Annotated in this window: 7 protein-coding genes; all 7 read right to left on the bottom strand. The window is 57.3% G+C overall.

The genetic code is table 11. The features are described 5' to 3' along the window. Positions 1 to 38: 38 nt before the first annotated feature. Complete coding sequence (locus tag HMPREF2572_RS11785; RefSeq protein WP_070498812.1) at positions 39 to 2384, bottom strand: MMPL family transporter; 2346 nt, start codon at positions 2382 to 2384, stop codon at positions 39 to 41. A gap of 198 nt (positions 2385 to 2582) precedes the next feature. After that, positions 2583 to 3317 (bottom strand): hypothetical protein, encoded by a 735-nt coding sequence (locus HMPREF2572_RS11780; protein ID WP_070498811.1) that lies wholly within the window; start codon positions 3315 to 3317, stop codon positions 2583 to 2585. Beyond that, positions 3299 to 4354, bottom strand: coding sequence for a beta-ketoacyl synthase N-terminal-like domain-containing protein (locus tag HMPREF2572_RS11775; RefSeq protein ID WP_070498810.1), 1056 nt, complete (start codon positions 4352 to 4354; stop codon positions 3299 to 3301). Before HMPREF2572_RS11775 ends, HMPREF2572_RS11780 begins: the two co-directional genes overlap by 19 nt. Further along, positions 4351 to 4641: a phosphopantetheine-binding protein gene (locus HMPREF2572_RS11770; protein WP_003759119.1), complete on the bottom strand. Its 291-nt coding sequence runs from the start codon at positions 4639 to 4641 to the stop codon at positions 4351 to 4353. The genes HMPREF2572_RS11775 and HMPREF2572_RS11770 overlap by 4 nt, the downstream gene beginning before the upstream one ends. A gap of 80 nt (positions 4642 to 4721) precedes the next feature. Further along, entirely contained in the window at positions 4722 to 5975 is a 1254-nt protein-coding gene (locus HMPREF2572_RS11765; RefSeq protein ID WP_070498809.1) for an ABC transporter permease, read from the bottom strand. Further along, positions 5972 to 6886 carry an ABC transporter ATP-binding protein gene (locus HMPREF2572_RS11760; protein ID WP_070498843.1) on the bottom strand — a complete coding sequence of 305 codons (915 nt, stop codon included), beginning with the start codon at positions 6884 to 6886 and terminating at the stop codon, positions 5972 to 5974. Before HMPREF2572_RS11760 ends, HMPREF2572_RS11765 begins: the two co-directional genes overlap by 4 nt. Before the next feature lie 28 nt (positions 6887 to 6914). Continuing rightward, positions 6915 to 7658 (bottom strand): SH3 domain-containing protein, encoded by a 744-nt coding sequence (locus tag HMPREF2572_RS11755; protein ID WP_070498808.1) that lies wholly within the window; start codon positions 7656 to 7658, stop codon positions 6915 to 6917. Positions 7659 to 7754 lie beyond the last annotated feature (96 nt).

Here is a 7754-nt window from a genome sequence, read left to right as displayed (position 1 = left end):
GTCCTGATTTAAATTTAATCCACTATAAATTTTAAGCATCAATCTTTCAACAAAGTCCCTGCCAGCCAAATATTGAACGCTACGCCGACCGTGACCGTAATGCCGAAGGCGGCGACGGCGGGCGTGCCGCTTAGGGCGAGCAGGGCGAAGGAAATGGCGGTGGTGGCGGCGGCGAGCAGCATACCGCCCAGCCGCGCGGGGGCACTGTGGCGTGCGGTGAGGGCATAGACGGCGTAATCGACGCCGATGGCGGACACCAAAAGCAGACCGAACATGGCGAACAGGCTGATGGGGATGCCTGCCAAACTGAGTACGGCGACGGTGCAGACGGCGGCGGCAAGCGGTACGGCAAGGATTTTGGTGCCACGCTTCATGCCGAACATACGCCATAAAACCAACCATGCCAGCGCATAGGAGGCAAGTTTCAACCATGCCGCCTGATTGCGCGTGTGGTGGAAAAGATCGTTCAAGTGGGCGCGTTTGTCCGCCCAATGTACGCCCGCTACGCTTTGCGCGGCAGAGCGGACGGCGGTGTCGTCAGTCATGCCGTTCAGGCGCACGATCGCGGCGAAATGGCCTTTTTCGACTTCACCCAAATACAGCGGCCGCCAGGCTTCCGCCAAATCGGTTTTCAGCGCATCGGCAAGCGTCAGCGGCGGCGCATCGGCGGCTTGCAGCAGCGCGTTGCGTAGGGTTTTGTGCGGGATGCCGATATCGACGAGCGGCTGGCGGCTTTCGGGCAGCTTGGACAGCTCGCGCAGGCGGTTTTGCAGTTTTTTCTGTTCGGATACGGGCATCAGGAGCTGGTCGGGAGATTGGAAGCTGACGAGCTTGCCTTGCGCGACGAGGGGTTGCAGCGCGCGGCCGAGTTCGGCGGTTTTCATCAACAAAGCATCTTCGCTCGGCGCTTCGGCAACCAAGTACTTGCCGCCGAAATCCGCACCGCTCAACTGCCCGATGCGTTGCACTTCCGCCAGCATTTCAGGCGGCATGTTGACCCATTGGCGGATGTCGTCGCGCCAGTCGCTGCGCCACAGTCCGACCGCCAGCAACACGCCGCCGACAATCAGCCAGCCGCGTTTGTGCAGACGGATTTTCAGACGACCTGACAGCGCGTAGAGCTGTTCGGTCAGCGCGGCAAACGGCACGGTTTTAGCGCGGTAACGCTGAAACAGCGGCGGCAGCCACAACACCGTCGCGCCGAAAGCGCCCGCCAGCGCAAATCCTGAGAACACGGCGGTCTGCCGCAATACGGGCAGCGGCGTGAACCACAAGAGCGCGTAGCCCAAGACCGTAATCAGCAGGCTGACGGTAAAGCTCGGCAAGACATGTTTCATGGCGGGTTCGGCCTGCCAGACGGGGTCGTCTGAAAAAGCCGTTTTACCGTTTTTTGCCCGCGTGCCGAATACCGAGGGCGCGAGCCAGTGCAGCGGGAAATCCACCAGCATCCCGACCAAGCTCGTGCCGATGACGATGGTCAGGATATGTACTTCGCCGAAAACCAGCAAAGCCGCCGCCAGACCGGTCAGCATACCCGCCGCCAAAGGCAGCGTCAGCCAGAACACGCGGACGCTGCGGAATACCCACAGCAGCAGCGCGAAGGTCAGTAGCATCCCCACCGTACTCATTGTCCGGCTTTCCTGCTCCGCTTCTGTTTTGGACACGGCGGCAAACAGCGCGCCGCCTGCCGTCAGCGTGTCCGCGCCTTTGGCTTTTGCCAGCTTACGGCTTTCCGCTATCAGCGGCAGAAGGGCGTTGTTGCCGGAAAAATTGTCGCCCGCCGCCAGTTTTCCGCGCAGCCAGACCCAAGTTTTCCCGTCATCGCCTTCGGTGAACAGCATGCCGTTGTCCATGTTCCACTGCAAACGGCTTTGCGGATTCGCCTTGCCGGCGACAAAACGCCCGAAGCCCAGCCAGTCTTGTTCCAAAGACAAAGGTGAGGGCGCGGCAAACGGGTTGACTGCCGCTTCCGCACGCGCCTGAAAGTAGGCTTGCGGATGCTCAAACAGCAGGCGCACCTGTTCGTTCGGCAGCAGGGCGAGTCCCAGCTTGCCGATATCCGCACGCACCTTGTCCAAGTCGGGCGTCACGCTGCTGTCCACTTGTTGGAACACGCCGCTTTTACGCCACAAAGCCGCAATCTCAGAGGTCGTCTGAAACGCCGTTTCCGCGTCTTTGCTGCCCGCCAGCAAAATCACCTGCGTGTTCAACTGCTCTTCGCCCGCTTTGTCTGCCGCCGTCAAAAGCGCGTCCGGCTGCTGTTCGCTCGGCAGCAGTGCGGTCAGGTCGGTTTGCAGCCAGTTTTTCGTGGAGACGGTATAGATGAGGAACAGGATCAGCAGGGCGGTGAGGACAGTGTAGGCGCGGCGGTAGGTAGTCATCATTTTTCAAATGTTTTGAAGTGTGTCTGCGGCATTTTATGGGGAAGTCGGGTGCATTGACAATCGGAATGGATAATCGGTAGGGGAAACAGACAGGTCGTCTGAAAACGTGTTTGAAACGGAAGACAGTTTCGGATTTTCAGACGACTTGTCGGGGCGGGTGCGGCGGCTTATTCTTGGATAAATTTCGCGTGTGCAAAATCACAGAATTTCTGAGCGCGCCATCATGATTGGGTTGGGTTTGTCTGATGACAAATCGTCGGTAAGGAACAATGTTTCCAAAAAATCGGCGATGTCCTGCCAATAATATCTTTGCGTTTCAGATTGCGCAGCCGCCTGACGGGACGGCATTTCCGTTTCTTCGGCTTCCGTATCTAAGGTAACGGGAGCGCCGTGTTCCGCGCCGTGTTCGAGCAAAATCCAAATGCTGCCTTCGCGCGTATCGGCGTGGTTGGTTTGGTGTTCGTATGCCCAGCCGACTGCCGCCTGTCCGCCGCTTTGCAAGGATTGTGCGGCGAGCAGCAAGGGGTGGAAACGGGTTTCCAAATGGCGTTCGGTGGCAACCGCCAACGTTGCGCCGTGCGTGCCTAGGGTTTGCGCGGCATGAAAAACGGGGGCGTTGTGCAGGTTGGCGATGAAGTCGAAAGGCATGGCGGCATGGTGGTTGAGCACGTTGTCCGCCATTTTTTCAAACACGGACGGCGAGGAAAACGGCGTGCCGAGGAAGACGGCGCAATCGGGGCGGATTTCGCCTTGTCCGTGCAGCAGGCCTGCGCCGAGTGCGGCAATCAGGCTCAGGCGGCTGAGGCGGCGAGCGTCCGTGCTGCTTTGCTGCTGCAAGGTTTGTTTGAGGATTTTGTTGCCGACGGCGGCTTCGGTATCGAAACGCGCGGCGGCGATGATGCGGATGTCGGGGTTTATGATTGCCATTGCCATACCATAGCTGTGTTGCTGCCGCCGAAACCGAAATGGTTGGCGAGACAGAAAAGGTCGTCCCGCCAGGAGGCTGCGCACTCTGAAAAACGGATTTCGCGTCCTTGATAATCGGTGCCGCCGCCTTGTTTCAGGGCGGACAAGAGCAGCGCGGTTTCGAGGGCGGCGGTTGCGCCGAGGGTGTGGCCGATTTGCGCTTTGAACGCCATTAGCGGCGGCAGGGTGCCGAACACGTTTTCCAGCGCAGCCAGTTCGGCAGCGTCGCTGTCGGCAGTGCCGATGCCGTGGGTTTTGACGGCGGCGATGTTTGCGGGGGCAATAGCGGCGATGTTTAAAGCGCGGCTGATAACCTGTTCTAAAGCCTTGCTGTCGCTTTGAATCAGGTCGTTGCCGGTATTGGCGGCATGTCCGACGAGTTTCAGACGACCTGCACGATCAGGCGGCGTGGCAGAGAGGGCGAGTGCGGCGACACCTTCGCCCAAAATCAGACCGTTGCCGCCGAAGGGCTGATATCGTTCGGTAAACAAACCTAAGCTGTGAAAATGCAGCAGGGTCAGGCGGTTGAGGTTTTCGATGCCGAGGACGAAGGCGCGTTCCACCCCGCCGCGCAAACAATTGTCTGCCTGAATCAGCGCATGGGCGGAGGAGGTACAGGCGGTTGCCAAACTGAAAATCTGCCGGTTGCCGCTGCGTTTGCGCAAATCTTCGGCAAGATAGAGCAGACCGTGTTCCCCAATGTCCGTATTGCCCGCGCGGCGGCGGTTTTCGTATTCGGCGATGGCGTAGGAACTCGAACCGATAAAAACCGGCGCGTCGTGCCAGCTTTCAGACGGCCATCCGGCATCTTCGGCGGCACGGCGCAAATGTTGTTCGGCAATATCCGCAAAAGCGGTACTTCCCAAGCTGTCGTCGGCAAAAGCGCGGAAATAAGCGGCCTGCTGCGGCTGGGTTAAAAACGTATAAGACACCGCATCGGGTCGTCTGAAATCCGCCTGCGGATTCAGCGCGGAGGTGGTCGCCGTACCGCAAACCCAGCTCACGCCCCATGCTCCGCGCGGACGAACGCCGCCAAATCGCGCACGCACATCATATGCTTGCGCACCATACGGTCGCCTTGCAGCCGCACTTGGAAATACTGTTGCAGCGCGACGCAGATTTGCAGCGCGTCGAGCGAATCCAAATCGATAGGGCTGCCGTCGCCGAACAACGGCGCATCGTCGGTAAAGTCTTCAGCGGCAACATCATCGGTCTTGTCGGCTTCTTGCAGAATCAGCTTTTTCAATTCCGCTTCCAGCGCGTGTTCTGCCAAGGTAAAGGTGTAGGACATTTTTTGCTTTCGTGTTTGGGGTGGGGATAGGTGTCGGCTTGTGGTTTCAGACGACCTGCCACACTCGTTTTTCAGACGACCTAAAACCGCACCTGCGTTTGCAACTGTCTGCGGTATACCAGCACGGCGGTGGTCAGGGTGGCGGCGGAGAAGGCGGACAGCAGGATGAGGTAGCGGCCGATTCCGTCCAGTCCGCTGCGGTTGAGCAGCAGCTCTTGAAAAGCCTTCAAGCCCCATGCCATCGGGGAAATCCAAGTAAGCTGCTGCATGGTTTCGGGCATGACGTGGGCGGGGACCATAATGCCGCCAATTGCCGCCATCAGGATGATGCCGCCGCCGCCGAGGACGACGGCGTGTTCGGTGGATTTGGCGCAGACGCTGATTAGAAGCGCGTAGCCGAGTGCGGCGGCGCTGACGGCGGCGGACAGCAGTGCGTAGGGAACAAGGCTGCCGTTGAGTATGAGGGCGGGCACGCCGATTTCGGGCAACAGGTAGCGGCCGAGCAACAGCATTCCGGCAAACTGAAGCTGGTTAATCAGGAAATAGGGGATGAGTTTGGCGGCAATCAGGCCGGACGCGGAGGCGCGGGCGAGGCGCAGGCGGGTGATGGTGTTGGTCTGGCGTTCCAGCGCCATGACGTTCGACAGCGGTATCATGATGAAAAACATACCGAAAATCAGCCATGCGGGTACGCTGTGCTGTACGGCGTTGGGTTTTTCAACCTTGCCGCTGCCTGCGCTCAGATAGTGTTCTTCCAGCATTTTTTTATCTAAAAAGGTTTGCACGGCGGCGAATTGCTCGTCGTTTTTTTCATCGACTTTTTTCTGGATGTCTTTTCGGATAGAGCGGGGCAGTTTTTTATTGTTGATTTTGATGCCGTCGTTGTTGTCGAAATAAGCGTCCAGCCGCGTTTGGGTGTAGTGCTGCTGCAAAACGCCTTTAACCGCCGCCAGCCATGAGGGCTCGGTATCGGGCGGTACATAGATTTGCAAGGCTTTGTTGTCGGCGATTTTGTCGGAGGCGGCGTTCGGGTTGTGCAGCACCAGTTGGAAACGTTTGTCGTGCAGGCCGTTTTGCGCGTCGGTCAGTTTTTCAGACGACATCAGCGTGACATGAATCTGCTCTTTTTCCAACGCGGCAGCCAGCGCGATATTGACGCTGTCGTCTGCCGCGCCGACCAGCGCGATGCGGCTGTCGGTGTGCGGGTCTTGGTCGCGGCTCAGCGCCAACGACATAATCAGCATGAAGGCGATGGGCATCACAAACAACACGGCCAAACCGTGCAGGTCGCGGCAGAGCAATTTGAGTTCTTTGAGGAGGGAGGAGGTCGTCATTGTGGATTTTGCTTATCTGTTGCCGGTTCGTCTTTGCGCAGGAAATCAAGGTAAAACGTTTCCAGCGAACCGTGTCCCTGCTGGAAGTAGCGGATTTGCGCGCCACTTTGTTGCAGGGCGGCGTAAACGGCGGCGGCATCGTGTGTTGTTTCCATCATGCCGTGGCTGTCCACTTGCTTGGCACCCAAAGCAACCAGCGTTTGAGGCGGCAGCGGCGGTTCGACGGTAAAGCGCACGACACCGGTTTGCGTGCTTAAAAGCTCGTCCAAACCGCCGTGATACACCAGTTTGCCATGTTGCAGCAGCGCGATTTTGCCGCAAAGCTGCTCGATTTCCGACAGATAGTGCGAGGTGTAAACCACCGTTACCCCCTGCCTTGTCAAATCCGCCACGCTGTCGAGGATAAAGCGGCGCGACTGCGGGTCGATGCCGACCGTGATTTCGTCGAGGAACACCAGTTGCGGCGTGTTAATCAGGCCGATGGCAAAATTCAGACGACGTTTAAGCCCGCCCGAAAGATGCTTCGCCGCCTTGTTTTTGTGGGCGGTCAGGTCGGTCTGTTCCAACAGCGCGTTCAGACGACCCTTGTCATGCACTTTATAAAGCGAGGCGAAAAACAGCAGGTTGTCCCACACCGAAAGCTGCGGATAAAACGCAAAATCCTGCGGCACCAAACCGATTTTCTGCCGCTCGCTGCGGCTCAACAGGTGCAACGGCTTACCGTCAAACAAAATTTCGCCCTGCCGTACTTCCTGCAAGCCTGCCAAAAGCGACATCAGCGTCGTTTTCCCCGCACCGTTGTGGCCGAGCAGCCCCAAACATTCGCCGTCGGCAATATCGAACGACACATTGTCCAGCGCGGCAGTTTCGGCTTTGGGATAACGGTGGGAGAGGGATTGGATTTGAATCATGGTTTCCAAATTGCCCTTTAATGAATATTTATAGTAATGCATCCCACAAATAACGGCGCTGGAATTTACCGTCCTTAAATACGAAACACATACCGAAAGAACCGGCATCATTATTCACCGAATTAAACAGATAAAGCGTCTTGTCGGTACGGCGGTAATAGGCTTCCCAGCCGTCGTACGCATTGCTGCCGCGTGCCGTAGCGGCAAAATCGGGCAAGAACAGCCCTTGCAGTTCGGCAGCGGGAACTGCTTGACCGTTTAGCGTGATCTGTTCTATGGCAAAGACGCTTTTTGGAATGGAGCCATCTGTGCCATAAAATGGTTTGCCCCGATAGAGAGGAGCGTTGTCACTATTTGAGGCTGTACCTGAAAAGTCGCTGCGTTTGGGATGGATACGGCGGGCGGCGATGTGTACCGTTTGACCGCCGCCGGACAAAGTCAACGTATCGTCGTGACCGAAGTGTTCGCGCAGGGTAACGAAGTTTTTGTCGGAGGCAGGAAATATCAGACGGCTGCGGTGGATAAAGCCGTAACCGCCGATTGCTGTCTGTTGCAACTTCGCGGTACAGAAATTCGGATTGTCTTTGCTGGCTTCGCCTACACATTCCAACGGCGTGCCGTTGGGAATTTTTGCCAAAACTTTGGCATTCAAATCGGGTCTTTTGCGCAAGTTGGTGTGTCCGTCGGCATCATGAACTAAGGCAAAGCCGTCCGGCGGCGCGGCATGGGTTAAGGCGGAACACAATAATAAGAGGGTGGCTAAATAACGCATTTTTATCATTTCTTTGAGTTTTCAGACGACCTTTTCGAGCGATATTTAAATCGCAGCACTCCATAAATAACGGCGCTGGAATTTACCGTCCTTAAA

The sequence above is a fragment of the Neisseria sp. HMSC064E01 genome (assembly GCF_001808875.1).
GTDB lineage: Bacteria > Pseudomonadota > Gammaproteobacteria > Burkholderiales > Neisseriaceae > Neisseria > Neisseria sicca_A.
Note: the sequence above shows the minus strand (reverse complement) of the source record. Positions and strands in the feature narration are given on the sequence as shown.

What these genes read in the sequence shown, in the direction of transcription:
- HMPREF2572_RS11785 (WP_070498812.1), bottom strand. Translation starts at nt 2,384, where the DNA reads ATGATGACTACCTACCGCCGCGCCTACACTGTCCTCACCGCCCTGCTG.
- HMPREF2572_RS11780 (WP_070498811.1), bottom strand. Translation starts at nt 3,317, where the DNA reads ATGGCAATGGCAATCATAAACCCCGACATCCGCATCATCGCCGCCGCG.
- HMPREF2572_RS11770 (WP_003759119.1), bottom strand. Translation starts at nt 4,641, where the DNA reads ATGTCCTACACCTTTACCTTGGCAGAACACGCGCTGGAAGCGGAATTG.
- HMPREF2572_RS11765 (WP_070498809.1), bottom strand. Translation starts at nt 5,975, where the DNA reads ATGACGACCTCCTCCCTCCTCAAAGAACTCAAATTGCTCTGCCGCGAC.
- HMPREF2572_RS11760 (WP_070498843.1), bottom strand. Translation starts at nt 6,886, where the DNA reads ATGATTCAAATCCAATCCCTCTCCCACCGTTATCCCAAAGCCGAAACT.
- HMPREF2572_RS11755 (WP_070498808.1), bottom strand. Translation starts at nt 7,658, where the DNA reads ATGCGTTATTTAGCCACCCTCTTATTATTGTGTTCCGCCTTAACCCAT.